The organism is Pedobacter sp. SG908 (genome assembly GCF_011759615.1).
GTDB lineage: Bacteria > Bacteroidota > Bacteroidia > Sphingobacteriales > Sphingobacteriaceae > Pedobacter > Pedobacter riviphilus.
Genome location: NZ_JAAOYY010000003.1, coordinates 318,507 through 336,093, shown reverse-complemented (window position 1 = coordinate 336,093; position 17,587 = coordinate 318,507). Strand labels below are relative to the sequence as shown.

General features: G+C 37.4%; 17 protein-coding genes. 9 read left to right on the top strand and 8 right to left on the bottom strand.

Annotated elements, in window-relative coordinates:
- Positions 1–9: 9 nt before the first annotated feature.
- From FHT21_RS22100 to FHT21_RS22090, 3 genes are all read left to right on the top strand, one after another.
- Positions 10–1,971 (top strand): hypothetical protein, encoded by a 1,962-nt coding sequence (locus FHT21_RS22100; protein ID WP_167296904.1) that lies wholly within the window; start codon positions 10–12, stop codon positions 1,969–1,971.
- A gap of 1,000 nt (positions 1,972–2,971) precedes the next feature.
- Positions 2,972–3,661: a ribose-5-phosphate isomerase RpiA gene (gene rpiA, locus FHT21_RS22095; RefSeq protein ID WP_167296903.1), complete on the top strand. Its 690-nt coding sequence runs from the start codon at positions 2,972–2,974 to the stop codon at positions 3,659–3,661.
- A 236-nt stretch (positions 3,662–3,897) separates the two neighbouring features.
- Positions 3,898–4,287 carry a DUF5668 domain-containing protein gene (locus FHT21_RS22090; protein ID WP_167296902.1) on the top strand — a complete coding sequence of 130 codons (390 nt, stop codon included), beginning with the start codon at positions 3,898–3,900 and terminating at the stop codon, positions 4,285–4,287.
- 517 nt (positions 4,288–4,804) lie between these two features.
- Here the strand turns inward: FHT21_RS22090 and FHT21_RS22085 are convergent.
- Positions 4,805–5,791: a helix-turn-helix domain-containing protein gene (locus tag FHT21_RS22085; protein ID WP_167296901.1), complete on the bottom strand. Its 987-nt coding sequence runs from the start codon at positions 5,789–5,791 to the stop codon at positions 4,805–4,807.
- 143 nt (positions 5,792–5,934) lie between these two features.
- Between FHT21_RS22085 and FHT21_RS22080 the strand changes: the two genes are divergently transcribed.
- The 4 genes from FHT21_RS22080 (at position 5,935) to FHT21_RS22065 (ending at position 8,623) form a co-directional block, all read left to right on the top strand.
- Positions 5,935–6,345, top strand: a complete 411-nt coding sequence (locus FHT21_RS22080; protein WP_167296900.1) for a transcriptional regulator — start codon at positions 5,935–5,937, stop codon at positions 6,343–6,345.
- A gap of 6 nt (positions 6,346–6,351) precedes the next feature.
- Entirely contained in the window at positions 6,352–6,765 is a 414-nt protein-coding gene (locus FHT21_RS22075) for a VOC family protein (protein ID WP_167296899.1), read from the top strand.
- 1 nt (position 6,766) lies between these two features.
- Positions 6,767–7,144: a DoxX family protein gene (locus FHT21_RS22070; RefSeq protein ID WP_167296898.1), complete on the top strand. Its 378-nt coding sequence runs from the start codon at positions 6,767–6,769 to the stop codon at positions 7,142–7,144.
- Between the two features lie 159 nt (positions 7,145–7,303).
- On the top strand, positions 7,304–8,623 hold the full coding sequence (locus FHT21_RS22065; protein WP_167296897.1) for a DUF3887 domain-containing protein: 1,320 nt from the start codon (positions 7,304–7,306) through the stop codon (positions 8,621–8,623).
- A gap of 83 nt (positions 8,624–8,706) precedes the next feature.
- Here FHT21_RS22065 and FHT21_RS22060 read toward each other — a convergent pair whose 3' ends face one another.
- From FHT21_RS22060 to FHT21_RS22045, 4 genes are all read right to left on the bottom strand, one after another.
- On the bottom strand, positions 8,707–9,129 hold the full coding sequence (locus FHT21_RS22060) for a secondary thiamine-phosphate synthase enzyme YjbQ (protein ID WP_167296896.1): 423 nt from the start codon (positions 9,127–9,129) through the stop codon (positions 8,707–8,709).
- 5 nt (positions 9,130–9,134) lie between these two features.
- Entirely contained in the window at positions 9,135–10,220 is a 1,086-nt protein-coding gene (locus tag FHT21_RS22055) for a PDDEXK nuclease domain-containing protein (protein ID WP_167296895.1), read from the bottom strand.
- A 72-nt stretch (positions 10,221–10,292) separates the two neighbouring features.
- On the bottom strand, positions 10,293–11,327 hold the full coding sequence (locus FHT21_RS22050; protein WP_167296894.1) for a DUF2157 domain-containing protein: 1,035 nt from the start codon (positions 11,325–11,327) through the stop codon (positions 10,293–10,295).
- A 94-nt stretch (positions 11,328–11,421) separates the two neighbouring features.
- Positions 11,422–13,635, bottom strand: a complete 2,214-nt coding sequence (locus FHT21_RS22045; protein ID WP_167296893.1) for a cation:proton antiporter — start codon at positions 13,633–13,635, stop codon at positions 11,422–11,424.
- 626 nt (positions 13,636–14,261) lie between these two features.
- Between FHT21_RS22045 and FHT21_RS22040 the strand changes: the two genes are divergently transcribed.
- Positions 14,262–14,513 carry a hypothetical protein gene (locus FHT21_RS22040; protein ID WP_167296892.1) on the top strand — a complete coding sequence of 84 codons (252 nt, stop codon included), beginning with the start codon at positions 14,262–14,264 and terminating at the stop codon, positions 14,511–14,513.
- The gene (locus FHT21_RS22035; protein ID WP_167296891.1) at positions 14,495–14,896 is read left to right on the top strand and encodes a type II toxin-antitoxin system VapC family toxin; all 402 of its coding nucleotides are present in this window, start codon (positions 14,495–14,497) and stop codon (positions 14,894–14,896) included. Before FHT21_RS22040 ends, FHT21_RS22035 begins: the two co-directional genes overlap by 19 nt.
- A gap of 3 nt (positions 14,897–14,899) precedes the next feature.
- On the opposite strand, the gene FHT21_RS22030 is transcribed toward FHT21_RS22035, so the two are convergent.
- The 3 genes from FHT21_RS22030 to truB are packed head-to-tail and all read right to left on the bottom strand — an operon-like array spanning position 14,900 to position 17,490.
- Positions 14,900–15,889, bottom strand: coding sequence for a bifunctional riboflavin kinase/FAD synthetase (locus FHT21_RS22030; RefSeq protein WP_167296890.1), 990 nt, complete (start codon positions 15,887–15,889; stop codon positions 14,900–14,902).
- 12 nt (positions 15,890–15,901) lie between these two features.
- Entirely contained in the window at positions 15,902–16,762 is an 861-nt protein-coding gene (locus FHT21_RS22025; protein ID WP_167296889.1) for a YitT family protein, read from the bottom strand.
- Positions 16,759–17,490 carry a tRNA pseudouridine(55) synthase TruB gene (gene truB / locus FHT21_RS22020; RefSeq protein WP_167296888.1) on the bottom strand — a complete coding sequence of 244 codons (732 nt, stop codon included), beginning with the start codon at positions 17,488–17,490 and terminating at the stop codon, positions 16,759–16,761. Before truB ends, FHT21_RS22025 begins: the two co-directional genes overlap by 4 nt.
- Between the last annotated feature and the right edge of the window lie 97 nt (positions 17,491–17,587).

Here is a 17,587-nt window from a genome sequence, read left to right as displayed (position 1 = left end):
GTGAAAATAATGAGAAATACATTTAAAAAATTAGCAATACTGGCATTGAGTTTTAGCTTTACTACAGTTTTTGCACAGGAAACACCGAAAGAAGAAGATTTTTTCAAGATAAATAAAGTACGCGTACCCGAAGGTCCTATATTAGAAGTGGGTGGCCTGGTTACCCTACCAAATGGCGATTTAGGAATTTCTACCCGTAGAGGAGAAGTGTACATTGTAGAAAATCCTACAAGCGCCAAGCCTTACTGGCGCAGATTTGCCTATGGTTTGCACGAAATTTTGGGCATTGCTTATAAAAATGGTGCAATTTATGTAGCGCAGCGTGGCGAGTTGACAAAATTGATCGATAAAGATCAGGATGGCAAAGCCGATGTGTACGAAACCATTTATGCATGGCCTTTAAGCGGTCACTACCACGAATATAGTTTTGGTCCGAAGTTAATGCCTGATGGTACTTTTATGGTTACCGCAAATGTGGCTTTTGGCGACGAAGAATGGTGGCGCGCAGAAAGTCGTGTACCGATGCGTGGTTGGGCCATGAACATTACCGAAGATGGTAAAATGAGCCCTTATGCTGCGGGCTTCCGTTCGCCAGCAGGTATTGGTAGTATCGATGGTCAGTTTTATTATACCGAAAACCAAGGCGACTGGGTAGGCTCAGGTGGTTTATGGAAAGTAAATAAAGGTGATTTTATGGGGCATCCAGCCAGTTTACGGTGGACTAACCTGCCAAACTCTCCAGTTAAGCTGCAATCAGATTTCTTTTACTCGCAAATAGACGAGCGCAGAACCAAAAACGAACAAGGAAGATACATTAAACCAGAAAATAGGGTAAACGAAACGTTTAAAACCTTATTTGAAATGAAGAAAGTATTCCCTGAACTACGTTTGCCATCAGTTTGGTTGCCTTATGGTATCTTAGGTATTTCTTCTGCAGAACCTGTTAAAATTCCTGCCAATACATTTGGGCCATTTGCTGGTCAGATTTTAGTTGGCGATCAGGGAATGAGTATTATTTCGAGGATTTTTATGGAGACGGTGAAAGGTGAGGAACAAGGCGCTGCCTTCCTTTTCCGTAAAGGTTTCCGTTCAGGCGTATTGAGATTAGAGTGGGGTACTGATGGTTCGCTATTTGTTGGAGAAACCAACCGTGGTTGGGGATCGGCAGGTGATGCCAATGAAGGTTTGGAAAGATTGGTATACAACAATAAAACCCCTTTCGAAATGAAAGCCGTTAGGGCAATGCCTGATGGTTTTGAAGTAGAATTTACCATGCCTGTTGATCGTAAATCGGCTGAAGATTTAGCTTCATATGATGCAGAAAGTTTTATTTACAAATATCATCCGGTGTATGGTTCACCTCCTGTAAACACCGAGAAATTAAAAATCTCTGGGGTTAAAGTTTCGGCAGATGGATTAAAAGCCAGGATTATTGTACAAAACCTTCGTCAATATTATATCCATACTTTAACATTAGATGGTTTAAGATCTCAAGATGGCTTTTATTCTTTAGTTCATCCGGTCGCTTATTATACCTTGAACCAAATTCCTGATGGAAATAAACTTTCTGCAAGTGAAGTAAGTACCAAAAACTCAGCGGCACCAGTAAATGTTCCTGCTAAGAAAACAGTTGCTCCAAAGGCAACAACCGGAAAAGCGCCTGAAGCAAAAGGAACGGCTACTCCAGCTAAGCCTGCTGCTACGGCTAAAGCACCTTCCTTTAAAGAAGTTGAGGGATTGTTAACTAAAAACACTTGCCTAGCGTGTCATAATCAAACCAAAAGACAAATTGGTCCGCCATTCGCAGAAATTGCGAAACGTAAGTATTCGCCTGAGAAAATATTTCAATTGATCCACAACCCACAACCACAAAACTGGCCGGGTTATTCAACAGAAATGCCTCCAATGCCGCAGGTAACCAAAGCAGAGGCTTTAAAAATTGCAGGCTGGATAAATTCCTTAAATAAATAAGTTAGTTTAATTGTTAGGAAACGGTTGGTAGAAATGCCAGCCGTTTTTTTTATTATAAAAGAAATGGGGATTCCACTATTGCAGAATCCCCATCATCTAAATTAACGCTCTCACATATATAAACGCTGTAAATATGATTTATTGTATTGTGCGTAAAATTTTTTCGCCTTGATTAGTGTGGGGTAGTTGAGTCGTTGTGGGGCATCGTCATTTCGATCTGATAGCTATCGGATGAAGCACAGCGAAATGGAGAATTTTACGTGTTAGCCCGTCACCCTGAATTTATTTCAGGGCCTATTAAATGAAATGGTCCTTCGACTACGCTCAGGATGGCATAATTCATGGGAAAAAGAAATGGGGATTCCACTATCGCAGAATCCCCATCATCTAAATTAACGCTCTCATATACATAAACGCTATAAAAACGATTTATTGCATCAGCAGTAATTTTTTTTCGTTTCGGGATGTTTTCATAAGCCTATTCTTAATTATGCCACTACAGATATGGCCCAACAGGATGTAGCAAGATCTGTCCTTACCCAATAAAATATGCGTTATTAACCTACTGCCAATAATACTTATCCTAGGTACCTGCTGGCGGGGAGCATCGGCCCTGACTCACCGAAGAAAGGCCCAAAGCAGCCCATGGCTTTACCTTTTAGGTAACCAAAAGGTAAAGAAAAGGTAACCCAGAGGTTAACCTGGGGTTAACTTGGTAGCAAGAAAGGGTAAAGAACAGGTACAGGATAGGTAAACAAAAACCTTTGTTTTTTTAAGAAATTTTCTCCTTGTCGCATCACAACGGAATCGCCATTAACGACGTTTGTGATCATTCTATTTGAATATCATTCAAAAGAAATGGGGATTCCACTATCGCAGAATCCCCATCATCTAAATTAACGCTCTCATATACATAAACGCTATAAAAACGATTTATTGCATCAGCTATGAAATTTTTTTCATTTTTGGGATGTTTATCATTTAAACCTATTTTTACTTTATGGCTACTACAGATAAAACACAACAAGATGCGGAGAAATTGGCAGCTGCCTTGGCTGCAGTAAAATTTGTTAAAGATGGCGATGTAGTAGGCTTGGGTACGGGATCTACCACAACCTTTGCCATTAAAGAATTAGGTAAACGTGTAAAAGAAGGGCTTAAGATAAAGGCTGCTGCAAGTTCCATCCGAACAGAAGAACTCGCAAAATCTCTGGGCATCGAAATGCTTGATCTTGGACGGTTAAGCAAAATAGATATCAGTATCGATGGAGCCGACGAATTTACTGAATCACTCGATCTGATTAAAGGCGGGGGCGGGGCACTGTTTAGAGAGAAGATAATTGCTTCACTTAGTCAAAATGCCATCATCATTACCGATGCTTCTAAAAAAGTTAAAAAGCTGGGTGCTTTTACTGTTCCTGTCGAAGTAATACCATTGGCCTATCAATATGTATTCGATCAGATTAATAAACTCGGTGGAAAAGGCATATTGAGGTCTGTAGGTGACAAAACATTTATTACCGACAATGGTAACCTGATTATCGACGCCGATTTTGGCCTCATTGATGATCCTGCAAAACTATCTTCTGATCTCAATCAGATTAACGGATTATTGGCCCATGGTTTATTCATTAACATCACTTCGAAAGTAATCATGAGCGAAGGGGCAGATATTATCATTTTCGAATGATAGTTGGTTCACTGGTTCATTAGGCATTGGTTTATTGTTTACATCGATTCATCGACTTAGGACTACTGACTTCGGACTAATAACAGTTTCACCGATAAATCCTCCCTTTCTTAGATCTTCTTAATTTTTTTACCGACAGTTTTATTTCACTCACCGATAAAACATTACAATTAGGGGAAAAGCCATTCGCCAGCATTGGTATTCGTGATACATTTGAATCATAAAAACAAACGGTCATGGAAAATTTAATCAAAAAAAATCACACAGATAAACAATTTGGTTTAGGTGTTTTAATTATAGTAATCGGTTCGGTGTTCTTGTTAAGAAACTCAGGGATAGATGTTCCACATTGGATATTGAAATGGCACACCATTATGTTAGGTATCGGTTTGTGGATGGGTTACCGTAAAAACTTTCAGGGAAGTGGCTGGTTGGCATTAACCATTATTGGAGGCTTATTCACTTTTAAAGCGATAAATATATTTGATTTCGATCTGTTTAGGATTAGTATTCCAATGGTATTGATCGGCTTAGGCTTATATGTAATCTTAAAACCTAAAAAAGTACAAAACTTCGATCAGTATTTTGAAAAGAAACCAGTTGATTTTACTGATAAAGAAAGCTAAAATTCTTAACTCTATCATATATCTAAAAAGGGACGTTTTTTAACAATGTCCCTTTTTTTTATTTGAAACAAATGTGCCTAGAAATGCATGATAGATTATTTAGCTACTTTGCCGTCTTTTCGATTAAAGTGGAGCGGAACGGAGAGATCTGTTCAAAAGATCCTTCGACTACTACCATTGATAGACTTTCAATAAAAAGCATCGTCATTTCCGCGTAGGCGGGAATCTTAAAGCGCACGCTAGTAGCGATCGTTGTAAGATTGCTTCGTCGGCTGAAAAAGCCTTCTCGCAATGACGATTCCTCGCATCCTATTACTGGAAAAAAATCTCTCCTGTCATCTGTATTGACTTTTATACAATAAATTATCCCTCAGGATAACAGAAAAAAAAGAAACGGGGATTCCACCCTTAGGCAGTATCCCCGTCATCTAAATTAACGCTCTCACATACATAAACGCTGTAAATAGAATATATTGTGTACAGCTTAAATTTTTTTTATTTTTTTCTGAAAATCTATTTAAACCTGCAAAACAGGTACGGCTTTATGGTATTTGTTCCGGTATTCAATGGGTGTTAAACCCGTTATTTTTTTGAAAACATCCCTGAACGATTTTGTATCTGTATAACCTACATCAAACATTACCTCAGTTATGTTTTTTCGGCTCGACTCGAAACTTCGCTTGGCAGCCTCAATTTTAACCCTTTGAATGTACTCGATTACTGTATTTTTGGTCGCACTTTTAAATCTCCGTTCAAAACTTCTTCTACCCAATGCCAACATATCAGCCAGTTGATCTACCGTAATCCGGTCTTGGTAATTGCCATCAATAAATTCCTGTGCTTTTTTAATTTTTGCATCCTCATGCCCCTTTTGCCCTTGAAACATCATAAAAGCCAGCTGACTCTCGCGATCGATATCAATAGCGAAGTATTTAGCGGCTAAAATGGCGGTATCCCTATCTGTATGCTTTTCAACCAGGTATAAAAGTAAATTCCAGTAAGAGTTTGCACCACCGCTAGAGTATAAACCCTGAGCATCGGTAATAATACTACCATCTACCAGCTCTACTTCAGGAAACATTTCTCTGAATTGGTTGGCAAACAACCAATGTGTTGAACACTTTCTTCCATTTAACAAACCGGTTGCAGCCAGTAAAAAAGCACCCATACAGAGTGAGGCTACTTCTGCACCTTTAGCATGCTGTTTTATAATCCATGGTAGTAGATCCTGGTTGGCTTCCATCGCATAACCTATGTTGCCGCTAATGGCTGGTACAAATATAAGGTCGGTATGTTCAACCTCATGTAACAGTTTATCGGCGTGCACAGAAAAAAGGCTGTTGTTCAACCTCACCTCTTTCGTCATTCCTATAAGCTCAACTTTAAAAAGCGGGAGTTTGCCCGATGCTTGTAAAAATTCGTTAACAGCGGTAAATAGATAGCGGGGATCTGCAATGGCTTCAATCACGGCAGTCTCTGGAATTAAGATAGATACATGTTTCATAATTCAAATATAACGAGGCTATTTGTCGTAAACAACCCCCGCAATTGTCGTTTCTGCATATTTAGCATGTTGATTTCTGCCCGTATGTTTGTGTTGTTAATCGTTTACAGTTAATCTTTAAAGCGGTAATGCCGATAATGACAATGGAAGAGTATATTTTAAATGAGGACATTAAGGTAATGTGCATTACTGCAGAATCTTTCCCAAACGGAGTATTAGCGGCGCACCAAAAACTTCACGCACTGTTTCCCCCTGATCAGCAACGCAGGTATTTTGGAATAAGCAGACCTAATGAAAAGCGAGAGATTATTTATAAGGCTGCCGTTGAAGAAATAACAGATGGCGAAGCTGAGAAATTTGGTATCGAAACTTTTACCATAAAGAAAGGAACATTTATTAGTGAACTGGTTCCCGATTTTATGAAAGATGTTAGCCAAATTGGGAAGACCTTCGAAAAATTGCTTGATCAATCCAACATTGATCCAAAAGGCTATTGCCTTGAAATGTATATGAACGAAACAGATGTGCGCTTAATGGTAGGCATCAAAAAATAAATTCAATTGGCAAGTATAAATTCATATCTCACTTTTAACGGAAACTGCCGTGAAGCAATGATATTTTATCAGGAATGTTTGGGGGGAGAATTGACCCTCGAAACCATCGGCGAATCGGTTATTGTTGATAAAATGCCCAATATTATGAAACGGAGCATTATGCATGCTGTTTTGGCTAAAGATGATTTGGTGATTATGGCAACAGATATGGTAGAAGAACGTGGATTAATTAAAGGCAATTCAATTTCTATGATGTTGAATTGCAGCTCGGAAGAAGAGGCCCAGTCTTTTTACCATAAACTTTCAGCAGGAGGGAAGGTATCGCACCCGCTACAGGAAACATTTTGGGGAGCACTTTTTGGCGATTTAACAGATCGCTTTGGGAATAATTGGTTAATTAATTACGATAAAAACAGATAATATGAAGAGGTTAAAAACATGGTATTGGATTGCCACCATTATTTTTGCATTAATGATGATTATGGATGGCATTGGAGGAATTACTCAGCAGGAAGCAGGCAAAGAAGTACTTAAGCACCTTGGCTATCCGATGTATCTGCTTATCATTGTTGGTATAGCAAAATTGCTTGGGGCGGCATCTATCTTACAAAATAAATTTATTACTCTTAAAGAATGGGCTTATGCCGGTTTTGCCATTAATTTTATTGGTGCCTTTGCCTCCAGGGCATTTGTTGGCGATGGCATGTCGCTTTTAATTCCACCGCTTATTGCCCTGGTAATTATGTTTATCCCATATGTTTTATGGAAGAAACTGGCATCAAATGTTAAAATTAGTTAAAACTAAACGGCTAGTTTAGTTAAAGGCTTTTCAGAACCAAATATTGTTAACTTTGGGTATTGTAAACAACCAAACACAATACATGAAAGCATCATGATTTTCAGATCCAGAAAAGGATAAATCGTGAAATCTCATTACCATTAAAACAAAAACATACGGATGAAAAAGAGCCTTTTATTCATAATTGCTTTATTATTTACAACCACTGCATTTTCTCAAAATGTAATCCAGCTCTTCAATGGTGCAAACGACTTTTTTAAACTGTTGCAGGAAGAGAAATTTAAAGATGCCCATGCCTTCTTTGACGATACTTTAAAAACGAAATTAACAGAAGAGAGTTTAAAGAAACTCTGGGGCGATATTGGAACAAAGTACGGAAAGGCAGAATCGTTAGATGCCATCCAAAGTAAAGCCCAGGGCGAGTTTTTCGCGGTAACGGTAGAAGGTAAATTTGCCAACGGTGATCAGAACTTTATTTTAGGTTTTAATAAACAGCAGAAAATAGTTGGAATCTTCCTTGCACCTTCCCGAAAGGCGGCCAGTTATTTAAAACCCACTTATGTTGATACCAGTTTATACCAGGAAAAGTCAGTATATATTGGCCCCGCAGGAAAACAATTGGCAGCTATTATCACCACCCCCAAAAATGTCAAAAATTTCCCTGTAGTGGTATTTGTTCACGGCTCTGGCCCTGCCGATATGGATGAAACAGTTGGTGCGAATAAACCTTTTAAAGATTTGGCCGGTGGTTTAGCCTCTAAAGGAATTGCTTCTGTTCGTTATGTAAAACGAACCTTAATCTATCCAAACGAATTTAATAAAGCGTTTACTGTAAAAGAAGAGGTATTGGATGATGCAACTGCAGCTATTGCACTTGCAAAAACGGTTGCTGGCGCTAATCCTAAAGCCGTTTATGTATTCGGTCATAGTTTAGGCGGGATGTTAGCGCCTAAAATAGCAACGCTTACACCTGATTTAGAAGGGATTATTTTGGCAGCAGCACCTGCACGAAAACTAACAGATATTATTGTTGATCAGAATAAGTATATGTTCGATCAGGCTAACGATACAACAGCTGCCTTTAAAAAACAATTGGCAGATGCTAATTTGGAAATTGATAAAAGTAGAATTTCGCAGTTGGGAACTACCATAAAGCCTGATTCTTTAATTTTAGGACTGCCTGCAAAATATTGGGCAGATTTAAATACCTACAATCAGGTTGCTGTAGCAAAAAGCCTTTCGAAACCTAAAATATATGTATTGCAGGGCGGTAATGATTTTCAGGTGGGTAAAGTAGATTTTGATTTATGGAATACTGCCTTGAGTAAAAAGAAAAATGTGGTTCTTAAATTTTACCCAGATTTAAACCACCTGTTAAGTTCTCAAACAGAAAAGGGTACGATGGCCCAATATCAGGCTGCCGTAAGTGTATCCGACACTTTAGTGAACGATATTGCATCGTGGATTAAGGCCAAATAACATAAATCTCGCCTATCGACAAAGAATACAGCTCCGACTAAAATTCGGAGCTTTTTTTGTTTGAAATTTAAGAAGAGCTAATTTTATTCGCCCCAAGCTGTAATAATTAATCTTCTTTGCCCGCCATGGTTGCGATGTTCGCAAAGATAAATGCCCTGCCAGGTACCAAGCGCCAATCGGCCATTTCTGATTGGAATGGTTACAGAACTGCCCAAAAGTGCCGATTTTAAGTGCGCAGGCATATCATCCGATCCTTCATAGTCATGCTCATAATCGGGATCGTTTTCTTTTACGGTTTTATTAAAGAACATTTCAAAATCAGCCCGAACCGTAGGATCTGCATTTTCGTTGATGGTAAGAGAAGCGGAAGTATGCTGTATAAAAACCTGGCAAATGCCAATGTTAATCTCATCAAGCTGCGGTAAGGCATCTTCAATTTCGTCGGTAATGATATGAAAACCTCTTCTTCGTTCTCTAAGAGCTAAAGCTTGCTGGTATATTTTCATTTGAATTAATTCTCAATGATTTTAATGAAATCCTTTTCACTAGGTAAAACCGTTAAATACTTACTTGCGAAAATTTGTTCGTTGTTTTCTGGAAGTGTATATCTTACTACGGATTCACTTTTATCTTGACAAAGGATAATACCGATGGTTTTGTTTTCATCCTCAAGTTTTACTTCTCTATCGAAATAGTTCACATACATCTGCATCTGGCCTATATCTTGATGTTTTAATTCTCCGATTTTTAAATCGATAAGTACGAAACACTTTAAGATACGGTTATAGAAAACTAAATCTATTTTGAAATGTTTTTCTTCGAAAGTTATTCTTTTTTGACGTGCTACAAAGGTAAAGCCATTGCCTAATTCTAATAAAAAATGTTCAAGTTTATCTATTAACCTTTGCTCTAAGTCATTTTCTGAATAAAAACTTTTTTCGGGCAAGCCTAAAAACTCTAATACATAAGGATCTTTTATTAAGTCCTTACTTTTTTCGATAATCTGTCCCTTTTGCCCAAGTGATATTAGCTCTTCTTTATTTTTACTTAGCGCTAATCGTGCATATAGTGCTGAATCGTATTGACGTTGTAGCTCCCGTAGACTCCAATTGTTTTTGATTGCCTCTACTTCGTAGAAATTACGTTCGTTTACATCGGTTATTCTCATTAACTTAAGGTAATGAGACCATGTAAGTTTGAATTGCGCAGACAGTGTCTGCTGATTTATAGATTTACGAGGTACTGTATCGGCAATTTCTTCATTTTTGAATTCGTTGGGGGCTGTCTGATCTTTTCCCAATTCAGCAGACACTGTCTGCTGAATTGAATACAGTAAATAAAAATTGCGTATTTGCCTCAAATTTGTTTCAGAAAAGCCTTTGCCAAACTTTACAACCAGTTTTCCCGAGAGTTCTTTTAAAACTCGTTTGCCATATTCTGCTTTTTCTTTTCCTTGCTGCTCTTCTTCAACAATCATTCTGCCAATTTCGAAGTAAGTGGTAGCCATTGTATTATTAATGGTTTGTGCTACATTTTGCCTCGCTTGGTTAAGCAGTTCAATAATCTTAGTATATAAATTTTGCCTTTCAACTTGCATGCTTATCACAATAAAATGTATTAATCTTATAAATTGAAGAATAGTTTTTTCACTTCAAACTGGTATTAACCATTACTTCAAAAACTCCACATTCCATATTTTCTCTGCTTTTCTTCCAATCAACCAAAAAGAGGCTGCCAGGACTGAAAAGAATAAAGCTTTATGCCAGCTGTCCCAAAAGTATTCGAAATAGCGTGTGTAAAGGTTAATAAAAAGAAAAGTGATCCCGAATTCGCGGGCAATATCATCACGGTATTTTAAACCAAATAAAGTGCTTGCTACACAAATGGCTCCTGAAATTAACGCCCAATAAAACAAACTCAGCTGCCTAACTTTGTACCATTCTTCTAAACTGGCAAAATTGCCGAACACCGATAAGGCCCAAAGTGATACAAACAAGTACACCATCCCTGCGATATAGGTGACCTGAAAGAAGTTCTGTGTTTTTGGGAAAATTTTCATAATGAACGATGCTGCGGTTAATGCAGCGCCAAAAACCACAAAGCGCAAAGGATAATTCATGCCAAGGAAGTAATAATTCCAACGGCTTAAATAACCTGTTTCGGTACCAAACCAGGCACCTAAAGATATCAAAGCAAAAATCCAGATTAAACGCGAATTGAAGATATAACCCAAAGCCCCATAAATGAAAACAGATATTAAAATCAGGATGGAGAAATTGCCAGATCCATTATCCAGCGCTTTCCCGAAATAGGCAATGGCATTCGCAGTAAGTAAAATGGCTGAAAAAACGATGGCCTCATTACTAAACTTTAAATGGGCCAGTTTCTTTTTTCGCTTAAAACCTAGAATGTAAAGCCATGCTGCCAATCCGCCGGAAACAATAGCAATTACAATGTTTGGTGTATTGTAAACCCGTTTTAAATAGTTTAAGATCGAATTATCAATGAGGAGCGATCCAAGTGCAATAAAACCGCAAGCCAGGGCTACCCAAAAAGCATACTGCGCCAGGCGTAACCAATCGAAGTTTTTTGCTTCATAACTTTTACGGAGTTTATCGCCTGTTTCATTATTAATTAAGCCGTCACTTTGCCATTGCTCAATCATATCATCAAGAAACTCACTCTTTTCTCTATCGACTTTCATAGGTTAGGTTATGTACGAAGATATGTTTTTTAGTCCTTAGTCAAAAGTCCTCAGTCAATAGACTTCCGGCTTCGGACTAAGGACTCCAGACTATCTATATAACCTCCTTGATCTTCTTGTTATTGCCTACAATCCAAATTACATCGCCATTGTCGAATACAAAGTCAGATGAAGGATTCAATATCCGATCAGTACCCCTTTCTATACCAACAATTAATGCCTGTGCTTTTTCGCGGATACCTGCATTTCTAATACTTAATCCATAAACCGGCGATTCGGCATGAACAACTACCTTTTGCAAGGTCATTTCTTTATTTGGAAAATTACTTTCTTCAGCTGTTTCTGGAGCATCAACTTCTAAAAGTGCTTTAACAGCAGCCAATTGATCATCAGCACCAATTAATAGCAGTTTATCGTTTGGATAAAGCCGCTCATCTCTTCCAGGCGTTGGAATGTTATTTCTTCCTCGTTCTATTAAAGCAATGTTAACGCCATATTTTTCCCTGATCATTAATTCGGTGAGTGTTTTTCCAACCACTTCCGATTCGGGAGAAACAATGAGTTCAGTTAAGTGGGTATCCCAAGGTAAAATATTCGGTTTTTGGCTTTCACGGGCGTTCAGGTTCAACATGAAACGCCTTTCCAGTTTATCATAAAATGACTGTAATTTTCGCGAGAAAATGATCATACCAATGACAATTAAACCCAATGCAATTACAGCGGCAATCCAGGTATCAAAAAACTCATACATTAAAAAACCTACAAAGAAAATCCCTAAGGCTATTCTGAAAAATTCGATGGCAATTAACGGGCCCCGGGTATATTTTTTGTTCAGCCAAAGGTGGGAATAGGCTGTTCGCTGGATCCTTCGGATAGATAATGCCCATAAAAATGGTGACATTAAAATAAACGAAACCACTACGCTGATAATAATAGAAGTTAAACTATCGGAAATATTGCTCACAATAAAAGGCTGAACATATCGGTAAGCCAGAAATATGATTGCTATGATGATTACCGAGTGGATAATCGTATTAAAGATATAAGACCTCAATAAAACCTTCCAATCGCTTAACGTGGTAATTCCTTCGGTACTGGAGCTATATCTTTCGATACCATTAAGCCATTTTTTTGGTAAAACACGGTTCAAATACTGGTAAAAAGGTTCGGATAGTTTAATTAAATATGGTGTAGTAAAGGTCGTGATCGCCGCAGCTGCTACCGCGATAGGATAGAGGAAATCGCTGGTTACTTTAAGTGTTAAACCTAATGAGGCAATGATGAATGAAAACTCGCCAATCTGCGCCAAACTCATGCCTGATTGTACCGAAGTTTTTAGCGGCTGGCCAGATAATAATGCACCTAAAATGGTAAATATGATTTTCCCGAAGATAATAACCACGGTAGCTACTAAAATTGGAACCCAATACTTAACCAGCATGGAAGGATCAATCAGCATACCAACTGAAACAAAAAATACTGCTGCGAATAAATCCTTTACTGATTTAGTTAAATGTTCGATTCTTTCTGCCTGTGTGGTTTCTGCTAAAATGGAACCCATAATAAATGCACCCAGGGCAGGAGAGAAGCCCACCTTATCGGCCAGTAATACCATTACCAAACATAAGGCTAACGATACCACCAACATGGTTTCGTCATTCATTAATTTCTTGGTTGCTTTGAGAAATGATGGAACCAGGAATATTCCGCCCAGGAACCAAAGTACCAGGAAAAAAGCCAGTTTTAAGATGGAATAAAGCATTTCCGTACCTGCCGATTGCTGACTAACCGCCAGGGTAGAGAATAATACCAGTAACAAGATGGCCACCAGATCTTCAACAATTAAAACCCCGAAAACCAGGCCAGCAAACTTTTTATGTTTTAAACCAAGTTCTTCAAAGGCCTTAATGGTAATCATTGTTGATGAGATAGACAAAATCCCCCCTAAGAATAAACTATCCATGTCCTTCCAGCCCATTGCTTTACCGACTAAGTAGCCCGCCAGAATGATAAAAAGGACTTTTACAATCGCCGTAATGGAGGCTGAACCACCAACTTTAACCAGTTTTTTAAAACTGAATTCTAAACCTAAGCTGAATAAAAGGAAAATTACGCCTATTTCACCCCAAATGTTAATGCTTTTTGTATCGGTAACTGAAGGAAAAAAATCTAAATGTGAGCCAACCAACAGGCCAGCCAGTATGTAACCTAAAACCAGGGGTTGTTTAATTCGTTTAAATATGAGGGTGGTTATCCCTGCAGCTGCAAGGATTAATCCTAAATCGGCAATTAAATCGGGTAAATGCATCTATAAAAAATGGGTATTGATGATTAAATAATTTATTTCCAAGTATTATTACTTGGCATTTTATTGAAAACTCCACATTGTGGTTAAAAATGAAATTACTTACCAAAAAACATGTTTTGGATAGAGCATTTTAAACAAACACCAATAATTATATTTTAATCTCTTGATTATAACTTTGGTATTGATGGTTTTGTTCTTGAAAAAAAGGAACAACAAAAAAGTAATCAGTACAAACGCACTGGAAGATATTTTTATAATAGGGTTGTTGATAAAATCTTTTTGCAGACTTTCACTGCCCTGATTGAAATCGGAATTGGATTTAATATTTTTTTTGCTCGAAATGAAACTTATTTTGGTGTTTTTTAATGGTACATCATTTCTTTTTTCCTGCGATGCGAAGGCCGCAAAATTAATGGAGATAGATAGAAAAAAGATGATGTAAAAAAGCCTCATTGCCGCTAATATAACGAAAATGAGGCTTTTTTGAAAGAAAAATTGGATTTAAATTGATGCAGTCTTTCGGATATAATGCTTATTAGCCACAAAACGCTAGGAGTATTATTATAAGAAATATTGATTAAATTTGTATGTAGATGATTTGTGAACATTGAAAAAAATTGAATCTAATGAAAGAAGTAACAATTAAATATAAAAGCAATAAAACTTTGGAAGCACTTAAGGAGTTAGGCAAATACTTGAATTTTTCTGTTGCGGATCATAAAGCTAAAGCAAAGATTAAAAAAGAAGCAAGTATTAATGGTATTCCTGTAATCATTGGAGATGGATCGATTGATATCTCCAAATTACATGATGTTTTTACAGGAAAGGATCTAAGGGCTGAGGAATTAAGAAATACTGCATGGCAAAGGAAAAAATAATTTGCGATACGGATGTATTAATAGATTATTTTGATAAAAATAAAAGTAGGAATGCATCAGCAACAGTGCTACTAGAAACGGATATAGGATTAGATAATGTTATCATTTCATCCGTTACCAAAATGGAATTATTGTTTGGAGCCACTAATAAGTTAGATCTTAACACTATTAATAAAAAACTGAGTAGATTTAGTATTATATTAATTAATGAAAGAATAAATTTAACTGCAATTAATTTAATGCAGGGTTTTAAATTAAGCCATGGACTTGCAATACCTGATTCGTTAATTGCCGCAACAGCGATAGAAACTAAGCTAAAACTATTTACTTATAATCAAAAAGATTTTAGATTTATTAGTGATTTAATTTTGTATCCACAGTAGTAATTACCCATTAAAATAAGCTAAAGTAGCCTCCTTGTCTTTTTGTAACTGAATGGTTAGGGCTTCTAATCCGGTAAATTTTACGTCGTGACGAAGGAATTTCAAAAAGTTCATTTTAATATCCTGGCCATAAATTTCCTGGTTAAAATCGAAAATATTTACTTCAATATTTCTGGTCATCCCGTTAATGGTTGGTCGCTGCCCAATGTAGGCCATTCCTTTATAAGTTCGAAGTCCAGAGTCTGAAGTCTGAAGTCTGTTTGTCGATTCTGGACCTTCTTCTTTAAATTCGGCACTCATATCAACAGTAACCGCATAAATGCCATCGCCAGGAATCAATTTATAAGTTTCTTCGACAAAGATATTAGCTGTTGGGAAACCAATTGTTCTGCCAATTTTATCACCTTTAATTACCCTTCCAAAAATAGAAAACGGATAACCCAGATAATCATTGGCTAAACTTACATCTCCAGCGAGTAATGCCTGACGGATTTTGGTCGAGCTTACCGCAACATCATGAATATCCTGCTCCATAATTTCTTCAACACTAAAACCATAATGTAAACCAGCGGCTTTTAAATCGCTTAAATTTCCAGAACGGTCTTTACCAAAACGGTGGTCGTAACCAATAATAATATGCTTGGTGCCAATGTTATTCACCAATGTGTTTTTTATATAATCTTCAGGTAGCTGGTTAGAGAAGTCTCTTGTAAATGGCGTGATGATTAAATGATCTACACCCAGACCTTTTAAAATCTCGGCTTTTTCATTAATGGTATTGATCATCTTCAGATCCTGGTTTTCTGGATCGATAATCATTCTCGGGTGGGGGAAAAAAGTTAATATTACACTTTCTCCATTATCGGCCTTCGCCTTTTGTACCAGTTGTTTAATGATTTTTTGGTGTCCGAAGTGCACACCGTCAAAAGTGCCAATGGTTACAATGGCATTATCTAATTTTTTAAAATCCGAAAGGTTATTGTATATCTTCAATGGGATAAGAAATTAATGTAAGGCATGGCGTTTAACCACCCCGCCTTTTAAATCGGCAATCTGTTGTTGTATTACAAAGGCATCCGAATCAATCTGCCGGATAGCGGTTTGTAACTTGCTCATCTCTAACTTGGTAACAACGGTGAAAATAATGTCGATATCTTTCTTTTCTCCGTAACCACCTTCGCCTTTATAAATGGTTACACCACGTTTCATTTCGTTAATAATGAACCCCTTTATGGCTTCCTGATGTTCTGAAATAATGGTCACACCCGTGTATTGTTCTATACCGTTTACGATGAAATCGATAGTGCTCGACGCCGATAAATACGTTAGAATGGCATACAGCGCCGTTTCGATGTTTAAGAAATAAGCAGCGAAAGCAAAAATAATGATATTTAAAATCAGGATGATATTTCCAACAGTTAAAATGCTGTTTTTACTAATGTAAAGTGCTAAAACCTCTGTACCATCAATTACGCAGCCACCACGCATGGCCAATCCAATCCCCCCGCCTAAAAATAAACCGCCAAAAAATGCAATAAGCAATTTATCGTGTGTAATGGGCTGAAAGGGTAGGATAATTAGCGCCAATGAGAGTGCAGCAATGGCAATAGCAGTTTTAAGGGCAAAGCCTTTACCAATCTGCCTGTAACCTAAAATAACAAATGGAATATTGATTATGGCAATAAGGTACGATAAGTTCCAGCCAGTTAAGGTGCTTAGCAAAAGAGAAATACCCGTAACACCGCCATCAATAAAATGGCTGGGCATTAAAAAGCTTTTTAAGCCGAAACATGCCGAAGTTACACCTGCAATAATTAAAAGAATTTCTTTTATAAACCTGGTATTCCTGTTTTTGACGTGGTTCATGCCTCTGCTTCAGTTTTAGCTTCTTCTTTCTTCGTACGAATATAATTAACAAGTTCTAATACCTCAAACGCATCTTTTAACAAAAAGTTTCCGCTTCGGGTACGGGTAAGTTTGGAAAGATAAGCCCCGCTATTTAAAGTTTTACCAAAATCGGATATTAATGAACGGATGTAAGTGCCTTTACTACATACAATTCTAAAATCGATCTCCGGCAGTTCGATCCGGGTAATTTCAAATTCAGGAACACTTACAAAACGTTTGCGCAGCTCTACTTCTTCGCCTAATCTTGCTTTTACATATAACCGTTCGCCATTTATCTTTACAGCAGAGTGTGCGGGTGGATATTGTTCTATATCGCCAATAAATGGTTTACATGCAGCGTAAATTTCGTCTTTGGTAATATTACTGATGTCAAAACTTTGATCTACCTCAGTCTCCATATCGAATGATGGGGTAGTAGCACCCAAAATCATAGTACCTGTATATTCTTTTTCTTCAGCCTGGAAAGTATCTATCTGTTTAGTTAATTTTCCTGTACAGATAATTAGCAAGCCTGTAGCAAGTGGATCTAAGGTGCCGGCATGACCAACCTTTAGTTTTAACGGTTTTAAAGAATTACGGATTTTGCCCACCACATCAAATGAAGTCCATTTGTATGGTTTGTTAATTAAAAGCAATTCGCCTTCAGCAAAATTGAAATCTTTGAATTTTGAATTTTCGGTACTCACAAATCTTTTTTGCGCAAAGATACGGATTCAATGTCGTTTTTTACCACAGATGAAAAGGATGCACACAGATAACCATCATCTGTGCATATCTGTAGTT